This window comes from Actinacidiphila sp. DG2A-62, from assembly GCF_035825295.1.
Lineage (GTDB): Bacteria > Actinomycetota > Actinomycetes > Streptomycetales > Streptomycetaceae > Actinacidiphila.
The window spans coordinates 5403393-5419547 of the sequence record NZ_JAYMGI010000002.1 but is presented as its reverse complement, the minus strand read 5'-3'; the positions used below and the strand labels follow the sequence as shown (position 1 = coordinate 5419547).

Genomic DNA, 16155 nt, shown 5'->3' with positions numbered 1-16155 from the left:
CGGTCAGTTCTCCACCGACACCGAGACGAAGCGCCAGCGGTGCACCTCGCGGCGGACCAACTCGGCCGGCGGGTCGGCGAGTTCCGGCAGCTCCGCGGCGTAGGGCGCGTCCCACCAGGTGAGCACCAGGACCCGGTCGCCGGGCGCGGTGAGGAACTCCCTGCGGCGCGGGACGCCGGGCAGCGACGTCGCCGACTCCCGCGCCCAGTCGAGGAGTTCGCCGCCGCGTCCCTCGGCAGCGGCGGCCTCCCACATCAGCGTGACGGTCATCCGTAGAGGTTGTCCTTGCTCAACTCGTGCACATGGTCGTGGTCGTGGGCCCGGCCGTGGCCGCCACCGTGGCCGTGGCCGCGCCCGTGATCGTGGCCGTCGTCGTGGCCGTGGGCGTCGTCGTGCGTGTGGCCGGGCACGGAGATCTCGGTGACCGGCAGCGAGGAGTCCGCGGGCAGGTCGAACGTCGACGCGGCCCGCCCCCGCGCGACCATCTCGGCGCCGAGCGCGGCGACCATCGCGCCGTTGTCCGTGCACAGCTTGGGCCGCGGCACCCGCAGCCGGATGCCGGCGGCCTCGCAGCGTTCCAGCGCCAGCGCGCGCAGCCGGGAGTTGGCGGCCACTCCCCCGCCGATCATCAGGTGGTCGACCCCGTTGTCCTTGCAGGCGCGGACCGCCTTGCGGGTCAGCACGTCGACCACGGCCTCCTGGAACGACGCGGCGACGTCGGCCACCGGCACCTCCTCGCCCGCCCTGCGACGGGCCTCGACCCAGCGCGCCACCGCGGTCTTCAGGCCGGAGAAGGAGAAGTCGTACAGCGGGTCCTTCCCGCCGGTCAGGCCGCGCGGGAAGGCGATCGCGGCCGGGTCGCCCTCGCGGGCCCGGCGGTCGACGACCGGGCCGCCGGGGAAGCCGAGCCCGAGCACCCGGGCGACCTTGTCGAACGCCTCGCCCGCCGCGTCGTCGATCGTCGCGCCCAGCGGCCGTACGTCGCTGGTGATGTCGGGGGCCAGCAGCAGCGAGGAGTGGCCGCCGGAGACCAGCAGCGCCATCGTCGGCTCCGGCAGCGCGCCGTGTTCGAGCTGGTCGACGCAGATGTGCGAGGCGAGGTGATTGACGCCGTAGAGCGGCTTGCCGAGCGCGTAGGCGTACGCCTTGGCGGCCGAGACGCCGACGAGCAGCGCGCCGGCCAGGCCGGGGCCCGCGGTGACCGCGATGCCGTCGAGGTCGCGCGCGCTGACCCCGGCCTCGGCCAGCGCCCGGCGGATGGTGGGGACCATCGCCTCCAGGTGTGCGCGGCTGGCCACCTCGGGGACGACGCCGCCGTAGCGGGCGTGCTCGTCGACGCTGGAGGCGACGGCGTCGGCCAGCAGGGTGTGCCCGCGCACGATGCCGACGCCGGTCTCGTCGCAGGAGGTCTCGATGCCCAGGACAAGGGGTTCGTCAGCCATGCTTTTCCTCGGACGGTTCGGGTCGGGCGGTGTCGGGGGCGGGGGCCGTGGCGGTGGGGTCGGCGGGGTCGGCGGGGTCCGCCCGATCGCCGGGGTCCGCCGCGGGGTCGTGCGCCGGGGCCGCGGCCGGGTCGTGTGCCGGGGCCACGACGGGGTCGTGCGCCGGGGCCGCGGCCGGGTCGGCGAGGCGCATCACCAGGGCGTCGGCGTTCCCGGGCTGGTAGTAGCCCTTGCGCAGGCCGATCGGCTCGAAGCCGAAGCGCCGGTAGAGGCGCTGGGCGCGGGCGTTGTCGACCCGTACCTCCAGCAGCACCTCGTGGCACTCGGCGGCGGTCGCGGCCCGCAGCAGCGCGGTCAGCAGCCGGGCGCCGAGGCCGGTGCCCCAGTGGTCGCGGGCCACGGCGATGGTCTGCACGTCGCCGGTGCCGGCGACCGCGGCGAGCCCGGCGTAGCCGGCCAGCCGGCCGGTCGCGGCCTCCTCGGCGACGACGTAGGTCCGGGTCGCGCCCGGGTGCCGGGTGTCGGCCAGCTCGGACCAGAACATGCCGCGCGACCAGGCGTCCTCGGGGAAGAGGTCGTGTTCGAGCGCGATCACCGCGTCCATGTCCCACCAGCGCATCGGCCGCAGCGCGACGCCCGCCGCGGGCGTCGCGCCGGTCGCGCCGCCCGCCGCGCCGCCGGTCGCTCCGCCGGTCACTTGGGCAGTACCGCCTTGTAGCCGGCCGGGACCTGGGCGTCGGGCCGCCGCAGGTACAGCGGCAGCGGCGGGTCGAAGGGAGCGCCGTCGGCGAGCCGGCGGGCGGCCAGCGCGGCGAGCGAGCCGGCCGACTGGTGCGCGGGGTCGGGGCGGTGGGCGGTGAAGACCTCGGGGTAGAGCGCGGCGCCCGCGCCGACCGCGGGCAGGTCGGTCACCTCGACCGGGAGCTCGGCGGGACGGTCCACGGCGGGCCCGGCGGTCCGGTGCAGCGGGCCGTCGTAGCGCGCCCAGTACACCTCCTTGCGGCGGGCGTCGGTCGCGACCACGAACGGTCCCGCGAGCCCGGCCTCGCCGGCCGCCCAGGCCAGCCCGTCCAGCGTGCAGACGCCGTGCACCGGCACGTCCAGCGCGTCGCCGAACGCGGCGGCGGTCACCAGCCCGACCCGCAGCCCGGTGTACGGCCCCGGCCCGGTCCCGACGACCACGCCGGTCACCTCGCCGATCTCCCGCCCGGCGGTCGCGAGCACCCGGTCCACGGCGGGAACGAGCAACTCCCCGTGCCGGCGCGCGTCCACCACGGTGGACTCGGCGAGCACCCGCTGCCCGTCGTGCAGGGCGGCGGTGACGGCGGGCGTGGCGGTGTCGAAGGCAAGCAGCAGCACGCGCCAAGCCTACGGCGCGGGCGCGTGCCGCCGCGGCGGCGGCGGGGTTCGCTGCTACCGTCGATCTTCACAAAGCGCGCATTACAGACTTTTCGGCAGACCGGACCATGCGCTCTCCCGAGACCGGAGCCCGCCCGCGCGCGGCCCGCACCGGGCCCTGGGGGCCGAACCGGCCGTACGGCCGGGCGCCTCTCGCGACCGGACGGCCGGCGGCCGGTCGGGCGCGACCGGCACGGAGAGCCCGACCCACGGGGAGCACGCGGTGGGAAGCGGATCAGCGAAGATGCCCGAGCAAGGCGAGCAAGGCGAGCAAGGCGGGCCGAAGGGTTCGCCGACGCCGGGTGGGCCGGGGAACCCGGCGGCGCGGGGTGGGCCGGGAAGCCCCGGCGAGGCGGCGGGGTCGGACGGACCGGCGGAACCGGGGGCGCGGGGCGCGCGCGGCCGGACGACAGCCGCAGGGCGCGGGGCCAAGCAAGCCGAAGTGTCCGAGCCGGGCGGGGCCGGCAGGCCGAAGAGTTCGCCGACGCCGAATGAGCCGGGGAACCCGGCGGTGCGGGGTGAGCCGGGAAGCGCCGGCGAGGCAGCGGGGTCGGACGGACCGGCGGAACCGGGGGCGCGGGACGGGCGCGGCCGGACGGCGGCGGGCAGCGCGGGCCGCCCGAGCAGCGAGGCCGAGGCGGGCGGGGCGGGAAGCTTTGCCGGGGCGGGCGTGGGAATCGGGGTGCGGGCTCGGGAGGTGGGGAGCGGGGTCGCGCGCAGGGCGGCGGCGTGGGGTCGGCGCGGCGTGGAGGCCGCGCGGCAGGGGTGGGCGGGACTGGAGGTGCCGCGCGCGCCCGCGGGAGTGCTGGTCGCGGCGCTGCTCGCGGCGGCGTTCATCACGCTCGGCTCGCTGGCCGCCGACGCCTCGGACGCCGCGGCCGGGGAAGCCGCGGCGGCGACCCGCGGGGCGGCGGCGCACGAGCGATCCCCGGCCGACCGGGCGGGGCTGCCGCGCGGCGCGGCGACCGGCGCGCGGGTGGTCTACAGCCTCGCGCAGCAGCGGGTCTGGCTCGTCGGCCCGGACGGGCGGGTACGGCGGCGCTTCGACGTCACGCCGGGCGGCACGCCCGCTCCCCTGGGCGTCTACCAGGTGTTCGCGCGGCGCGCGCAGGGCGTCGGCGCGGACGGCGTCCAGGTCGAGCACGCGGTGTTCTTCGCGAAGGTGGACGGCTCGAACGTCGGCTTCAGCGCGCCGATGCGCGACACCGCGGCCACCCGCGATCCCGATCCGGCCAAGCTCGGCACCGCGATCCGGGAGCAGCGCGCGGACGGGCGCGCGCTCTGGGTCTTCGCGACGCTGGGCCGGACGGTGGACGTCGTCACGTAGCCGCGGTCCCCTGCGGGGTGCTCATCAGGGGGCGCCGCGCCAAATCACCCGTTCGGGTGGGGATTCGGGTGGGGGCTCAGGCGGCGTCACGGCGCGGCGGCGCGTCCCGCACGGGGGTCGCGCGCGGCGCTGCGGATTCCGGGGCGGCGTGCTCCGTCGACTCGGACGGGGGCGTCGAGACGGCGCGGGCCGCGGCGCAGGTGGCGAGCAGGTCGCCCATGGACGGGGCCGCGCTTCCGGGCGCGGACACGGACGTGGTCGCGGGCGCGGTCAGCGGTGCCGCTGGGCGCGGGGACGGCTGCCGGGCCTGGGCGTTCTCGGGGACCTGCGGGTCGTGGGACGACATGTGTGCGCCTCCCCATGCGGACGAAGTTAGGTTCACCTAACTGGTGTGTCCACCCCAGCACACCACGTCTCGGCCGTGGGGCGCAACATCTTCCCGACATCGTGTCGGCGAAGCTTCGCGATGTCGTGTCTGGGGCCCGCCCCGAAGGGGTGGTTCCCGTCCGCACCCGGACCCTCCCCCGGCGACCCGTCGCCCGCGCCGTTCCCCGCGCCCCTCACAGCCCAGCGCCCAGCGCCCACGCGACGCGACACGCCCGAGACCCCGCCCCGCCCCGAAGGGGTGGTCACAGCCCAACGCCCAGCGCCCGCGCGACACCACGCGCCCCTCACAGCCCAGCGCCCGGCGCCCACGCAGCCCCGCGCCCCTCACAGCCCAACGCCCAGCGCCCAGCGCCCGGCGTCCTGCTGAGAGGATGGGGAGGATGACGTACGAGGACAGCGGGATGTTGAGGGCCTACGCGGGGATCGATCTGGACGCCCTGCGCGCGAACGTGCGGACGTTGCGCGCCAAGGCGCCCGGCGCGGCGTTCATGGCCGTGCTCAAGGCCGACGCGTACGGCCACGGCATGGTGCCGTGCGCCCGCGCCGCGCGGGAGGCCGGCGCGGACTGGCTCGGCACGGCCACGCCCGAGGAAGCGCTCGCGCTGCGCGCCGCGGGCCTCGGCGGCCGGGTGCTGTGCTGGCTGTGGACCCCCGGCGGCCCCTGGCGCGCCTGCGTCGACGCCGACATCGACGTCACCGTGAGCGCCCGCTGGGCGCTGACCGAGGTCACCCTCGCCGCCCGCGCCGCCGGCCGCCCCGCCCGCGTCCAGCTCAAGATCGACGCCGGCCTCGGCCGCAACGGCGCGCAGCCCGCCGACTGGCCCGACCTGGTCCACGCCGCCCGCGCCGCCGAACGCGACGGCCTGATCCGCGTCACCGGCGTCTGGGCCCACTTCTCCTGCGCCGACGAGCCCGGCCACCCGTCGATCGACCGCGAACTCGCCGTCTTCCGCCGCGCGCTGCGCCAGGCCGAGGACGCCGGGCTGACCCCCGAGGTCCGGCACATCGCCAACTCGCCCGGCACCCTCACCCTGCCCGAGTCGCACTTCGACCTGGTCAGGCCGGGCGTGGCGATGTACGGGATCTCGCCGGTGCCGCAGCTCGGCGGCCCCGCGGACTTCGGGCTGCGGCCGGTGATGACGCTGGCCGCCCGGCTGGCCTCGGTCAAGCGGGTCCCCGGCGGCCACGGCGTCAGCTACGGCCACCACTACGTCACGCCGGGCGAGACGACGCTTGCGCTGGTCCCGCTGGGGTACGCAGACGGTGTGCCCCGGCACGCCTCCAGCGCGGGCCCCGTGCTGGTGGCCGGCAAATGGCGGACGGTGGCGGGACGGGTGGCGATGGACCAGTTCGTGGTGGACCTCGGCGGCGACGCCGCGTCCCCCGGCGACGAGGCGGTGCTGTTCGGCCCCGGCGACGACGGCGAGCCCACCGCCGAGGACTGGGCCCGCGCGGCCGGCACCATCGCGTACGAGATCGTGACCCGCGTCGGCGCCCGCGTCCCCCGCGTCTACGCGGGCGCGGGCCCGGTCGCCGGAAACGGCTGACCGGCGTGGCGGAGAACTCTCCCTGGGAGCGGGCCGGCCTGGTCGGCGCGGCCGTCGGCGTCCTCGCGGCCGGGGCCGCCGCGGGCGTGGCCATCGAGCGCGTCACCGTGGGCCGCGGGATGCGCCGCCGCGCCCGGCTCGCACTGGACGCCGCGGGCCCGTACGGCACCCTGCGCGGCACGCCCGGCACCGCGGTCGCCGAGGACGGCACCGCGCTGTACTACGAGGTCGAGGAGGCCGCGCCGGCCGACACCGGCCCGCCCGCGCCGGCCAGGCGCGGCCGGCTGCTGCGCCGCGGCCGCTCCCGCCCGGCGCCGCCGGCGCAGCCGCTGACCGTCGTGTTCTGCCACGGCTACTGCCTCAGCCAGGACTCCTGGCACTTCCAGCGCGCGGCGCTGCGCGGCGGCGTGCGCGCGGTCTACTGGGACCAGCGCAGCCACGGCCGCAGCGAGCGCGGCCGGGACCAGGCCGCGGGCCTGGCCACCATCGACCAGCTCGGCCGCGACCTGAAGGCCGTGCTGGACGCGGCGGCGCCCGAGGGCCCGGTGGTGCTGGCCGGGCACTCGATGGGCGGCATGACGGTGATGGCGTTCGCCGAGCAGTATCCGGACTACGTCCGCGAGCGCGTCGCCGGCGTCGCGTTCCTGTCCACCTCCGCGGGCAAGCTCGCCGCGGTCACGCTGGGGCTGCCAGCGGCAGGCGCACGGGCCTTCCGGGCGGTCGCGCCCGGCCTGCTGCGGATGCTGGGCAGCCAGGTCGACCTGGTGGAGCGGACACGCCGGGCCACCGCCGACCTCTTCGCGGGCGTCATCAAGCGCTACTCCTTCGGCGCGCAGGACGTGGACCCCGCGGTCGAGCGGTTCGCCGAGCGGCTGATCGAGGCCACCCCGATCGACGTGGTCGCGGAGTTCTACCCGGCCTTCACCGAGCACGAGAAGGGCGACGCGCTGGCGGTGCTGGACGGCCTGCCCGCGCTCGTACTGGCGGGCGACAAGGACCTGTTGACGCCCAGCGCGCACAGCGCGGAGATCGCCGAGCGGCTGCCGGAGGCGACGCTGGTGGTGGTGCCGGGCGCCGGCCACCTGGTGATCATGGAACGGGCCGAGCTGGTGAACGCCGCGCTGGCCCGGCTGATCGCGGCCGCGGCCGACGCGGTGCGCGCGCCGGTGTCCGCTCCGCTGCGAGCGCTCACGGCACCCGCGCTCGACGCGTAGCATTCGCCGATATGGGTACACCGCACGACCGGTACTCCACGGGTACCGCGCAGGACGCGCCCGCCGTCCGCCTCACCGTCCGCACCGCCGGGCACATGCACCGGCTCGGGCTGCGGCTGGCCGGGCTGCTGGCCCCCGGCGACCTGGTCCTGCTCACCGGCGAGCTGGGGGCCGGCAAAACCACGCTGACCCGCGGCCTCGGCGAGGGCCTCCAGGTCCGCGGCGCGGTCACCTCGCCGACCTTCGTCATAGCCCGCGTGCACCCCTCGCTGGTCGGCGGCCCGGCCCTGGTGCACGTCGACGCGTACCGCCTGGGCGGCGGGCTGGACGAGATGGAGGATCTCGACCTCGACGTGTCGCTGCCGGAGTCGGTGGTGGTCGTGGAGTGGGGCGAGGGCAAGGTGGAGGAACTCTCCGAGGCCCGCCTCCAGGTCGTCATCGGCCGCACGGTCGGCGGTACGCCCGCGGACCCGGCGCTCGGCACCCCGGCGGCCGGTGCGTCCGGTGCGTCCGGTGCGTCCGGTGCGTCCGGTGCGGCCGGTGCGGCCGGTGCGGCCGGTGCGTCCGGGAACGGCTTCCCCGGCGCGGGGGACGGCGACGCCGGCGAGGACGGCAGCGGCGACGACGTGCGCGACGTGACGATCACCGGCATCGGTCCGCGCTGGGCCCAGGAGGACTTCTCCGCGCTCACCGCGGCCCTGGTCGACGACAGGTCGTAGCCGGGACCGGCGCGGGTGCCGGACCGGCGGCGCGGCTGTCGGTCCGGTGGCGCGGGTCCCGGACCGGCCGGGTGACGCCGGACCGGCCAGGTGGTAGCGGACCGGCCTGGTGGTGGCGCCGTCCGGCCGGAGCGGGCCGGTCCGGCGTCCGGACGTCACGGGGGTCCGCGGGGGGGTCCGCGGGCCCCGCGTGTCGTACGGGCTACGCGGGCGCCGCGTCGAGGAGGTCGGCCATCGTCCGGGCGGCGGTGACGGCCGCGTCCGCGCAGCAGTTGTTGAACAGCACGTGCACCTCGTCGGCGCGTTCGGCCAGGGCGCGGACGCGCGGGGTCCACTCCGCCAGCTCCGCCGGGGTGTAGCGGTGGCGGAAACGGTCCTCCTTCGTCCCCGAGCCCCAGGCGGTGCTGCGGCCGTGGAAGCGGACGACCGCGAGCCGCGCGGAGGTGGCCACGGCGACCGGCGGCACCGACGCCGGCAGGCCCTGCGCCATGTCGACGGCGACCGCCGGCACGTCCCAGGCGGTGAGCAGTTCGGCGGTCCGCGCCGCCTGCTCGCCCTGCCACCACCCCGGGTGCCGGAACTCCATCGCCACCGGCCACCCGGCCGTCCGCTCCCGGCAGCGCCGCAGCCGCTCGGCCGCCGCGGGGCCGGGCGCGAGCCAGGGCGGGAACTGGAAGAGCACCGCGCCCAGCCGGCCGGCCGCGCGCAGCGGCGCGAGGGCCGCGGCGAAGCGCCGCCACACCTCGTCCAGCAGGGCGTCGTCGTCCGCCGCCGCGCGTCCGCGCGCGGCGACCGCGTCGCGCAGGTCGGCGGGCAGCGCCTGCGGGCGGGTGGGGTGGCCGGTCAGCAGGGAGAACGCCTTGACGTCGAACCGGAAGCCGGCCGGCGTCCGCTCGGCCCACAGGGCGCTGGTGCGGGCGGTGGGCAGGCCGTAGTACGTCGCGTCCGCCTCCACCACGGCGAACTGCCCGGCGTAGTGCTTCAGCCGCCCCGCCGCGTCGCGCAGTCCGCGCGGGTACCAGCCGCTGGCGACCAGCGCGCGGTCGGTCCACGAGCACGTGCCTACCCTGACGTCACCCATGGGGGCCTGCCTTCCCCGTCGACGGCGACGGACACCGCGGCGGGCGGCGGACGCGGCGCTCGGCGGACGCGGCGGGCGGCGGGCGGCGGGCGGGGCGGCGTATCGGGGGTGCGTGCGTCCGAATCGTCCGTGGAAAGGGGGAGTTGATCGCGCGGGGGCGAGCAGGCTTCCGGTATGACGACGCATCAGAACCGCGGGGCCCGCGCCGCGCTCGGCCTCGCCGTGGCGGCGCTCGTGGCCGTCGGCGCCTGCGATCCGCACAGCACGGGCTCCGGCGGTTCGGGCGCCGGCGCCGCGCCCTCGGCGTCCGGGGTGGACAGGACCGTGCCGGACCTGGTGGGCAAGGGCCTGCAGAGCGCCCAGGACGCCGCCCAGGCGGCCGGGTTCCGCCACCTCACCTCCCACGACGCCACGGGCGGCCTGCGGCACCAGATCCTCGACCGGGACTGGAAGGTGTGCTTCCAGACGCCCGCGGCGGGCGCCACCGCGTCCACGGGCACGACGGTCGACCTGGCCGCCGTGAAGCGCTCCGAGAACTGCCCGGCGACGGACCGCAAGCCGCCCGCCAAGGTCGGCGCGACGATGCCCGACTTCACTGGCAAGGGCCTGCTGGCCGCGCGGAACAGCCTGCCGCGGGACGCGAAGGTGACCGAGAAGGACGCGAGCAGCCGGGGCCGCGTGGTCCTGCTCGGCTCCGACTGGACGGTCTGCTCCCAGTCGCCGGAGCCGGGCGCCGCGTACCACGGGCAGGCGGTGACGTTCACCGCGGTGAAGATCGGCGAGCACTGCCCCTGAGCGGGTGTGCGGGGACCCGCGCGGCGGCGGGCCGGCGGGCCCGCGGACCGCGCGGTCGGGGCGGGGTCAGCCCGCGGTCGCCCCCGGGGACCCGGGCGAGGCCCGCCGGAGGTCGGCCCGAGGTCGGCCCGCCGTCAGCCCGCGGTCAGGTCGCCGTCAGCCCGCGGTCAGGTCGCCGGCCAGGTAGCGCTGGAGGGTGGGGGCGAGCGCGTCGACCAGGACGGCGCGGTCGGTGCCGGGCAGCGGGTCGACCTGGACGATGTGCCGGCTCATCACCAGCCCCACGACCTGCGTGGTCATCAGGGCCGCGCGCAGCGGCGCGTCCGGCAGGCCGAGGCCGGTGGCGAGCGGCATGAGCAGCTCGCGGGTGATGCGTTCGCGGACGATCGCCGCCGCGTCCTCCTCCGAGGCCGCCGCGCGGATCAGCGCGACGACCCGGCGCTGCCCCTCGGGCGTGCCGAGCACGTCGAGCACCCGCTCGGCCAGCCGCCGCCCGATCTCCTCGCGCGGCCCGGACAGCACCCGCGGCACCGCCTCCGCCGGGTCCACCGGCAGCTCGGCGGCCTCGGCGAAGAGCCGCTGCTTGCTGCCGAAGTAGTGCGACACGAGCGCGACGTCGACGCCGGCCGCGGCGGCGACGCCGCGCAGCGAGGTGCGGTCGTAGCCGGTCTCCGCGAAGCGCACGCGGGCCGCCGCGAGGATGTCCTCGCGGGTCCGGCTCTCCCCGGCCGGGCGGCCGGCCCGCCGCCGCGACGCCATCTCCGTCACATCCGCTCCCGTCGTCGCCGCCGGCCCGCCCGGCACCCGGCCCTCTCGCGAACGGTACCCCGCGCGCGACCACAACCGCGCCGCACGCCCACCCCGACCACCATCACCGCGCCGCCCGCACACCACCGCCCCCGGCCACCCGCACCGCGCCGCACGCGGCACGCACCGCCTCGTGCGCCCAGCCGCGCCGCGCTATGCGCCATCCGCACCGCACCGCGCCGTCTCCGGCCGCCCGCGCCGCCTCGTGCGCCGCCCGCCAGCCGTGTCGCCCCCCGGCCGCCCGCGGGCACCGCGCCGCCCGCGGGCACCGCGCCGCCCGCGGGCACCGCGCCGCCCGCGGCAGCCCGCACAGCGCCGTGCCGCACGCCCCCCGCACCGCGCCCCGCGCCGCACGCACCGCCTCGTGCGCCCGCCCGCGCCGCGCCGCGCGCCACCCGGCCGCCGCGTCGCGCGTCGCACGCACCGCCTCGTGCGCCCGCCCGCGCCGCGCCGCGGGCCACCCGGCCGCCGCGTCGCGCGTCGCACGGCCGCCGCGTCGCTGGCGGTTGACGCGGGAATTCAACACGTGCAGAATTCTATCCGTATCAATTCAACAGGCATTGAATTCACCGACGTCCACGGGAACGGAGCGCCAGCCATGAGCGCGGACACCTCCCTGACCACCTCCCCGGCCTCCACCGCCGACCGGCCGGCCGCCCACCGCTGGTGGGTGCTCGCCGTCGTCGGCCTGGCCCAGCTGATGGTGGTGCTCGACGCCACGATCGTGAACATCGCGCTGCCCTCGGCCCAGCGCGACCTGGGCTTCTCCGACAGCGACCGGCAGTGGGTGGTCACCGCCTACTCGCTGGCGTTCGGCAGCCTGCTGCTGCTCGGCGGCCGGCTGGCCGACCTGCTCGGCCGCAAGCTCCTCTTCCTCACCGGCGTGGTCGGCTTCGCCGGCGCCTCCGCCCTGGCCGGCGCGGCCGGCAGCTTCGGCGTGCTGATCGGCGGCCGGGCGCTGCAGGGCATGTTCGGCGCGCTGCTCGCCCCCGCGGCGCTGTCCGTGCTGAACACGACCTTCGCCGCGGGCAAGGACCGGGCCCGCGCGTTCGGCGTCTACGGCGCGATCGCCGGCACCGGCGGCGCGATCGGGCTGCTGCTCGGCGGGCTGCTCACCGAGCACCTCAGCTGGCGCTGGACCCTCTACGTGAACCTGGTCTTCGCCGTCCTCGCGTTCGCCGGCGGCCTGGTGCTGCTCGCCCGCTCGGGCCGGGACCGCGACGCGCGGCTGGACCTGCCCGGGGCGGTGCTCGTCTCCGGCGGCCTGTTCTGCGTCGTCTACGGCCTGTCCAACGCCGATTCGCACGGCTGGTCCTCGGCGATGACCTGGGGCTTCCTGATCGGCGGGGCCGCGCTGGTCGCGCTGTTCGGAGCGTGGCAGACGCGGGCGGCGCACCCCCTGTTGCCGCTGCGCATCGTCCGTGACCGCAACCGCGCGGCGTCGCTGGCCGCGGTGATCGTGGCGGCGTCCGGGATGTTCGGCGTGTTCCTCTTCCTGACCTACTACCTCCAGGCCACGCTGCGGTTCAGCCCGGTGGAGACCGGGCTCGCGTTCCTGCCGATGATCGGCGCGCTGATGGTCTCCGCGCAGCTCGCGGTCAACCTCACGGTGCCGCGGGTCGGCGCGCGGATCGCCGTGCCCGTCGGCATGGCGCTGGCCGCGGGCGGGATGGTCTGGCTGACCGGGATCGGCCTGAGTTCCGACTACGCGGGGCAGGTGCTGCCGCCGCTGCTGGTCATGGGGCTCGGCCTCGGACACGTGCTGCCGCCCGCGATGAACCAGGCGACGGCGCGCGTCGACGCCGGGGAGGCGGGGGCCGCGTCGGCGACGGTCAACACGATGCAGCAGATCGGGGGGTCGATCGGGACGGCGCTGCTCAACACGATCGCGACCAACGCGGCGACACACTACGCGCACGGGCGCCCGCGGTCGCCCCTCACCGCGGCGCACGCGCAGCTGCACAGCTACACCACGGCGTTCTGGTGGTCCGCGGCCATCTTCGCGATCGGCCTCGCGGCCACGGCGCTGGTGTTTCGCAACGACGCGGGCCGCGACCACGCTGGGCGCTGAGCCGACGGGGGGTGACGCGAGGCCCGGCGTCGTGCGGGCCGACCCCGTTGGCCCCCTCGGGCCGGTGACGACCTGCCGCGCCGCGAGGGCTTGTCGCGCCGTTCCCCGCGCCCCTGCAAGGCAACGCTCGGCGTCACGCTGACCCACCCCCAAAAAGGGCACCTTGACGCCGGGCGTCAGCCCCGCGCCCCCAGCGGGCTCAGCGCGCTGCGTTGTTCCACGCGGACGGGAGGGCTGCCGCGAGGTCGAGGGCGGTCAGCGGGGGGTCGAGGAGGCGGGCGGCCAGGCCGTGGAGGTAGGCCGCGACGGACGCGGCGTCGCGGGGCGCGAGGCCGGCCGCGAGGAGGGACCCGGCGAGGCCGGAGAGGACGTCGCCGCTCCCGGCCGTGGCCAGCCACGCGACCCCCGTGGAGTTGACCCGCACCGGCACCCCCGCCGACGGGTCGGCGACCAGGGTGGTCGACCCCTTCAGCAGCACCGTCGCCCCGAACCGCGCCGCCAACTCCCGTACCGAATCCAGCCGGTGCGCCTCGACGTCCTCGCGGACCCGGCCGAGCAGCGCCGCCGCCTCGCCGGCATGGGGCGTGAGCAGGGTCGGCGCGGTCCGCTCCCGCACCGCCCGCGGGTCCAGCATCCGCAGCCCGTCCGCGTCGACGAGCACCGGCACGTCCGTGTCCAGCGCCTCCTCCACCGCGGTGCGCGCGTCCGCGCCGTCGCCCAGGCCCGGGCCGACCACCCACGCCTGGACGCGGCCCGCGCCGTGCGGCGACCCGGGCGTGACCAGCGTCTCCGGATGCCGCGCGAGCACCGCCTCGCCGCCGGGCCCGGCGTAGCGCACCGCCCCCGCGCCGCCGCGCAGCGCGCCCGACACGGCGAGCACCGCCGCTCCCGGGTAGCGGCGCGAGCCGGCCGCGACGCCGACCACACCGCGCCGGTACTTGTCGCTCTCGCCGGTGGGCCGCGGCAGCAGCGCGGCCACGTCGGCGTGCTGCAGCGCCTCCAGCACCGGCGGCCCGAGGTCCGCGCCCAGGCCGATGTCGATCAGCCGCGGCGCGCCGGCCAGTTCCGCCGCCGGGTCCACCAGCAGCGCCGGCTTGTACGTGCCGAAGGTGACCGTCACGTCCGCGCGCACCGCCGCGCCCGGCACCTCGCCGGTGTCCGCGTCGACGCCGCTGGGCAGGTCGACGGCGACCACCGCGCCGGGCCCGTCGTGCGCGGCCTCCACCAGCTCCTCGGCCTCCGGGCGCAGCCCGCCCTTGCCGCCGATGCCGGTGATGCCGTCCAGCACCAGGTCCGCGCGGGAGACCGCGGCCAGCGCCTCGGCCGGCTCCGCCACGGCGTCGACCACCCGGCCGCCGGCCGCGCGCAGCGCCGCCAGGCCGCCCGGGTGCGCGCGGTCGGGCGCGAGCAGCACGGCGGTCGCGCCGGCCCCGCGCCGGACCAGCCGGGCCGCGGCGAACAGCGCGTCGCCGCCGTTGGACCCGCTGCCGGTGAGGACGGCGACACGGGCGCCGTACGTACGGCCGAGCGCGTCGGCGCAGGCGGCGGCCAGGCCGGTCGCGGCGCGCTGCATCAGCGCGCCCTCGGGAAGTCGTGCCATCACCGCTGCCTCCGCGGCTCTGACGGTCGCCACGTCGTGCCCGTACCTCATGCGCTGCCCCTCGCTCCGGTCCCGGCCGCGTCCTTCCCGCCCATCCTCCACTCCCGGGCCGGTCCCGGCAGCCCGACGCCGCACCTGCCCGGTGTGCGATGCGTCCCACCGCGCGGGCCCGCGGACGGTCCGGCGGTACGGGAACGCGCGCGGCCCGCGGACGGTCCGGCGGTACGGGAACGCGCGCGGCTCAGCCGGCCGACTCGGCGATGACGACCGCGGAGGCCACGCCCGCGTCGTGGGAGAGCGAGAGGTGCCACGAGGTCACGCCGAGGGCCGCGGCGCGCGCGGCGACCGTGCCGCGCACCGTCAACGAGGGCTGCCCGGACGGCGAGGTGTGCACCTCGGCGTCCAGCCAGCTCATCCCGGACGGCGCGCCCAGCGACTTGGCCAGCGCCTCCTTCGCCGCGAACCGGGCCGCGAGCGAGGCGGTGCCGCGCGGCTCGCCCGACGGCAGCAGCAACTCCGCGGGCGTGAAGAGGCGTTCCGCCATCCCGGGCGTGCGGGCCAGCGCCGCCCCGAACCGCTCGATCTCGGCGACGTCGATCCCCACCCCGACGATCACCCGGCCACCCCCGTCGTCCCTGTCCGGCTCCCGGTCGCGCACATGCCGGTCAGCTTAGGGTCTGCGCCGCGCGGCGCGGCGGCGCCCGACGCACCGCCGCGCCGCGCCCCGCCGCACCCCCCGGGCCCGCGCCGGACGGCGGCCCGCACAATGGGCCCGTGCCCTCATCCACCCCCGCCGCCACCGCGGCGTCCGCGGACAGCCCGGCCGCCGCGCCCGCGAGCCCGTACGTCGACCTCACCCGCGAGCAGTGGAGCGCGCTGCGCGACCGCACCCCGCTGCCGCTGACCGCGGACGAGGTGGAGCGGCTGCGCGGCCTCGGCGACGTGGTCGACCTCGCGGAGGTCGAGGACGTCTACCTGCCGCTGTCGCGGCTGCTGAACCTCTACGTCGCCGCGCACAGCGGCCTGCGCGGCGCGCTGAACACCTTCCTCGGCGAGGGCGCGCAGCCCGGCACGCCGTTCGTGATCGGCGTCGCGGGCAGCGTGGCGGTCGGCAAGTCCACCACCGCGCGGCTGCTGCGCGCGCTGCTCGCCCGCTGGCCCGAGCACCCCCGGGTGGAGCTGGTGACCACCGACGGCTTCCTCTACCCGAACGCGGAGTTGACCCGGCGCGGCCTGATGTCGCGCAAGGGCTTCCCGGAGTCCTACGACCGGCGCGCGCTGACGCGTTTCGTCGCCGACGTGAAGGCCAGGCCCGAGGTGACCGCGCCGGTCTACTCGCACCTCGTGTACGACATCGTGCCCGGCGAGCGGCTGACCGTGCGCCGCCCCGACATCCTCATCGTCGAGGGCCTGAACGTGCTGCAGCCCGCGCTGCCCGGCAAGGACGGCCGCACCCGGGTCGCGCTCGCCGACCACTTCGACTTCAGCGTGTACGTTGACGCGCGCACCGAGGACATCGAGCAGTGGTACCTCGACCGGTTCCGCAAGCTGCGGCAGACCGCGTTCCAGGACCCGGAGTCGTACTTCCGCAAGTACACCCTGGTGCCCGAGGACGAGGCGCTGGACTACGCGCGGCTGATGTGGCGGACCGTCAACCGGCCGAACCTGGAGCAGAACGTGCTGCCCACCCGCGGCCGGGCCACCCTGGTGCTGCGCAAGGGTCCCGGCCACAAGGTGCGCAGGCTCAGCCTGCGCAAGCTGTGAGCC

16 protein-coding genes are annotated in these 16155 nt (G+C 77.5%); 7 read left to right on the top strand and 9 right to left on the bottom strand.

The genetic code is table 11. The features are described 5' to 3' along the window. Nucleotides 1–3: 3 nt before the first annotated feature. The 4 genes from VSR01_RS24400 to tsaB all read right to left on the bottom strand — a co-directional run bounded on the left by VSR01_RS24400 (nucleotide 4) and on the right by tsaB (nucleotide 2801). Nucleotides 4–270: a hypothetical protein gene (locus VSR01_RS24400; protein WP_326451273.1), complete on the bottom strand. Its 267-nt coding sequence runs from the start codon at nucleotides 268–270 to the stop codon at nucleotides 4–6. Then, nucleotides 267–1442 (bottom strand): tRNA (adenosine(37)-N6)-threonylcarbamoyltransferase complex transferase subunit TsaD, encoded by a 1176-nt coding sequence (tsaD, locus tag VSR01_RS24395; protein WP_326451272.1) that lies wholly within the window; start codon nucleotides 1440–1442, stop codon nucleotides 267–269. Before tsaD ends, VSR01_RS24400 begins: the two co-directional genes overlap by 4 nt. After that, nucleotides 1435–2061, bottom strand: coding sequence for a ribosomal protein S18-alanine N-acetyltransferase (gene rimI, locus VSR01_RS24390; protein WP_326453793.1), 627 nt, complete (start codon nucleotides 2059–2061; stop codon nucleotides 1435–1437). The genes tsaD and rimI overlap by 8 nt, the downstream gene beginning before the upstream one ends. Before the next feature lie 74 nt (nucleotides 2062–2135). After that, on the bottom strand, nucleotides 2136–2801 hold the full coding sequence (gene tsaB, locus VSR01_RS24385; RefSeq protein WP_326451271.1) for a tRNA (adenosine(37)-N6)-threonylcarbamoyltransferase complex dimerization subunit type 1 TsaB: 666 nt from the start codon (nucleotides 2799–2801) through the stop codon (nucleotides 2136–2138). 784 nt (nucleotides 2802–3585) lie between these two features. Here tsaB and VSR01_RS24380 point away from each other — a divergent pair. Beyond that, nucleotides 3586–4167, top strand: a complete 582-nt coding sequence (locus tag VSR01_RS24380; RefSeq protein WP_326451270.1) for a hypothetical protein — start codon at nucleotides 3586–3588, stop codon at nucleotides 4165–4167. Between the two features lie 76 nt (nucleotides 4168–4243). On the opposite strand, the gene VSR01_RS24375 is transcribed toward VSR01_RS24380, so the two are convergent. Then, entirely contained in the window at nucleotides 4244–4513 is a 270-nt protein-coding gene (locus tag VSR01_RS24375; RefSeq protein WP_326451269.1) for a hypothetical protein, read from the bottom strand. A 412-nt stretch (nucleotides 4514–4925) separates the two neighbouring features. Between VSR01_RS24375 and alr the strand changes: the two genes are divergently transcribed. From alr to tsaE, 3 genes are read left to right on the top strand one after another with little or no spacing between them, the layout of a single operon-like run. Then, nucleotides 4926–6101 (top strand): alanine racemase, encoded by a 1176-nt coding sequence (gene alr / locus VSR01_RS24370; RefSeq protein ID WP_442785526.1) that lies wholly within the window; start codon nucleotides 4926–4928, stop codon nucleotides 6099–6101. Beyond that, nucleotides 6098–7315 carry an alpha/beta fold hydrolase gene (locus VSR01_RS24365; RefSeq protein WP_442785703.1) on the top strand — a complete coding sequence of 406 codons (1218 nt, stop codon included), beginning with the start codon at nucleotides 6098–6100 and terminating at the stop codon, nucleotides 7313–7315. The genes alr and VSR01_RS24365 overlap by 4 nt, the downstream gene beginning before the upstream one ends. Before the next feature lie 11 nt (nucleotides 7316–7326). Continuing rightward, nucleotides 7327–8034: a tRNA (adenosine(37)-N6)-threonylcarbamoyltransferase complex ATPase subunit type 1 TsaE gene (tsaE, locus tag VSR01_RS24360; RefSeq protein WP_442785525.1), complete on the top strand. Its 708-nt coding sequence runs from the start codon at nucleotides 7327–7329 to the stop codon at nucleotides 8032–8034. A gap of 202 nt (nucleotides 8035–8236) precedes the next feature. Here tsaE and VSR01_RS24355 read toward each other — a convergent pair whose 3' ends face one another. Further along, nucleotides 8237–9115, bottom strand: a complete 879-nt coding sequence (locus VSR01_RS24355; RefSeq protein WP_326451266.1) for a DUF72 domain-containing protein — start codon at nucleotides 9113–9115, stop codon at nucleotides 8237–8239. Nucleotides 9116–9289: 174 nt separating this feature from the next. On the opposite strand from VSR01_RS24355, the gene VSR01_RS24350 reads away from it, so the two are divergent. Beyond that, nucleotides 9290–9910: a PASTA domain-containing protein gene (locus tag VSR01_RS24350; RefSeq protein ID WP_326451265.1), complete on the top strand. Its 621-nt coding sequence runs from the start codon at nucleotides 9290–9292 to the stop codon at nucleotides 9908–9910. Nucleotides 9911–10066: 156 nt separating this feature from the next. Here the strand turns inward: VSR01_RS24350 and VSR01_RS24345 are convergent, their stop codons facing one another. Continuing rightward, complete coding sequence (locus tag VSR01_RS24345) at nucleotides 10067–10669, bottom strand: TetR/AcrR family transcriptional regulator (protein ID WP_326453791.1); 603 nt, start codon at nucleotides 10667–10669, stop codon at nucleotides 10067–10069. Nucleotides 10670–11315: 646 nt separating this feature from the next. Between VSR01_RS24345 and VSR01_RS24340 the strand changes: the two genes are divergently transcribed. After that, nucleotides 11316–12788 carry an MFS transporter gene (locus VSR01_RS24340; protein WP_326451264.1) on the top strand — a complete coding sequence of 491 codons (1473 nt, stop codon included), beginning with the start codon at nucleotides 11316–11318 and terminating at the stop codon, nucleotides 12786–12788. 199 nt (nucleotides 12789–12987) lie between these two features. Here VSR01_RS24340 and VSR01_RS24335 read toward each other — a convergent pair whose 3' ends face one another. Next, nucleotides 12988–14439, bottom strand: a complete 1452-nt coding sequence (locus VSR01_RS24335) for an NAD(P)H-hydrate dehydratase (RefSeq protein ID WP_326451263.1) — start codon at nucleotides 14437–14439, stop codon at nucleotides 12988–12990. A 190-nt stretch (nucleotides 14440–14629) separates the two neighbouring features. Continuing rightward, on the bottom strand, nucleotides 14630–15004 hold the full coding sequence (locus VSR01_RS24330; protein ID WP_326453790.1) for a holo-ACP synthase: 375 nt from the start codon (nucleotides 15002–15004) through the stop codon (nucleotides 14630–14632). Between the two features lie 158 nt (nucleotides 15005–15162). Between VSR01_RS24330 and coaA the strand changes: the two genes are divergently transcribed. Further along, the gene (gene coaA / locus VSR01_RS24325) at nucleotides 15163–16152 is read left to right on the top strand and encodes a type I pantothenate kinase (protein WP_326451262.1); all 990 of its coding nucleotides are present in this window, start codon (nucleotides 15163–15165) and stop codon (nucleotides 16150–16152) included. Nucleotides 16153–16155 lie beyond the last annotated feature (3 nt).